General features: G+C 58.1%; 1 protein-coding gene and 1 pseudogene. One reads left to right on the forward strand and one right to left on the reverse strand.

Annotated features, from left to right (window positions below):
* Nucleotides 1-297 (forward strand): annotated as a pseudogene (locus A3AS_RS0140775) (transposase); the annotation flags it as partial.
* A gap of 216 nt (nucleotides 298-513) precedes the next feature.
* On the opposite strand, the gene A3AS_RS0140780 reads toward A3AS_RS0140775, so the two are convergent.
* The gene (locus A3AS_RS0140780) at nucleotides 514-1,197 is read right to left on the reverse strand and encodes a hypothetical protein (RefSeq protein ID WP_018323174.1); all 684 of its coding nucleotides are present in this window, start codon (nucleotides 1,195-1,197) and stop codon (nucleotides 514-516) included.
* Between the last annotated feature and the right edge of the window lie 450 nt (nucleotides 1,198-1,647).

Below are 1,647 nucleotides of genomic sequence, written 5' to 3' on the forward strand. Positions count from 1 at the left end.
ATCGCGACCCGCTTTGTGATCGGGCTGCTGCTGCTCAAGCACATTTACGGCCTGTCCGATGAGGGAGTGTGCGAGCGCTGGCTCCACGACCCGTATTTCCAGTACTTCACCGGCGAAGAGTTCTTTCAGCACGCCTTCCCGCACGAGCGCTCGGACCTGAGCCACTGGCGCAAGCGGCTTGGTGACAAGCTGGAGCTGTTGCTGGCCGAGAGCCTGCGGGTGGCGCACGAGGTCGGCGCGCTACGCAATCACGACCTCAAGCGGGTCACGGTCGACACCATCGTGCAGCCGAAGGCCTCGACACGTCGCGGGCCCTTATGGAACGCGTGGATTGGATCCAATTCGGCTACGCGTGCTCGCTGACTGGCGGCGAGCGGCCCAGCGCAGGTCGGTGCAGCACTCCGGGCGCGATCCCGCCGCCTAACGCAAGCTCGTCTTGAAGTGGCGAGCCATTCCTGCAGCAACATACTCAATGAGCTCAGTAGCCACCAGGTCCGGCCTCGCCCACAACGACTATTCGGCAGCCGACCCCGGGCCTAGATTAAGGCGTTCGAAGTACCAAGAAGTGTCATCGCCGGACGACTCTGTCTCATCACTTGCTTCACTCGACGCTCGCTCGATTTTTGCCTGAGCACCACTACTCTCGGCGGCGAGATATCCTTCACGTTTGCCTACCCGTTGCCATTTACCTTCAGCGTTATGCGTCCACTTGTCTGGATGCTGGTGAGGATCAAGCACCCAGTGATTCTTATCGCTCACAGGAACAAAGCCCATCTGAGCCAGACGGGACTCGATGCCTGGCAACGCAGGTTTTGACATAATCAATGCTCGCTCGCCGTCCTCCCGAAGCTGATGCTCCAGTAGAATATCGCCAGCGTTCTCGACGAGCGGATGAGTAACCCGAAGGTCTACTTGGGATGTGACGGCGTTTCGACCGGGAAACTGGGCGCTGAATCGCCTTCCTCCTACCCGAAGTCCCCCTTCTGTTCTCAGAAGCCCAACAGTTTTGTCACCCAAGCGATAGGCGAAATATCGCGCCTCGTCCGTATCTTCGTCGGTGTGACCATGGGTTCTAGCAATGTTCGCTGCGCGCTCAGCTTTTGTGGATATGAAATCCGAGTATTCCAGTGGATTATCGGCAATGTGCTTGATGTCATCGCTATAGAAGGCCTTCACTTCTTCCCCGAAGGTATCCATGTCGATCTCTTCGATCGGAGGTCGGGAAACTACGGAGTACGGCCGTGTCGCTGCCTGGGACGAACTTGGGCCAGCATCGGGCGCCATGCCTGCAAGCCTTTCCGCAAAGCCCTCGTCATCTGAATGCCTCGATTCGTCAGCCTGGGTAGCGCTTGTGGATTGGCTGGATGAGCCAGCAATTCGGCCATACATCGGATCTCTCTCCTGTCGGTACGGTTGGGGGTGCTGAGCTCGCGCCGCTCGAGCTCTACCGACGATGGTAAGAGGTCTAGCTGACTATGAGCTGACGCGCCGAGGTTGAGCATCTGTCGCGCGCTCTTGTGAAGAGGAAGCTAACGCGTCGTCCGTGAAGAAGGGCTAAGCGATTGAGCTAGAATCGCATTTTGTCGTTGTGGACTGGTTTGCGAATGCAGGGTTTGGTGCACCGGGCATCGGAGCCTTGCAATTTCA

Source organism: Bradyrhizobium sp. WSM2793 (assembly GCF_000379585.1).
Classification (GTDB): Bacteria; Pseudomonadota; Alphaproteobacteria; order Rhizobiales; family Xanthobacteraceae; genus Bradyrhizobium.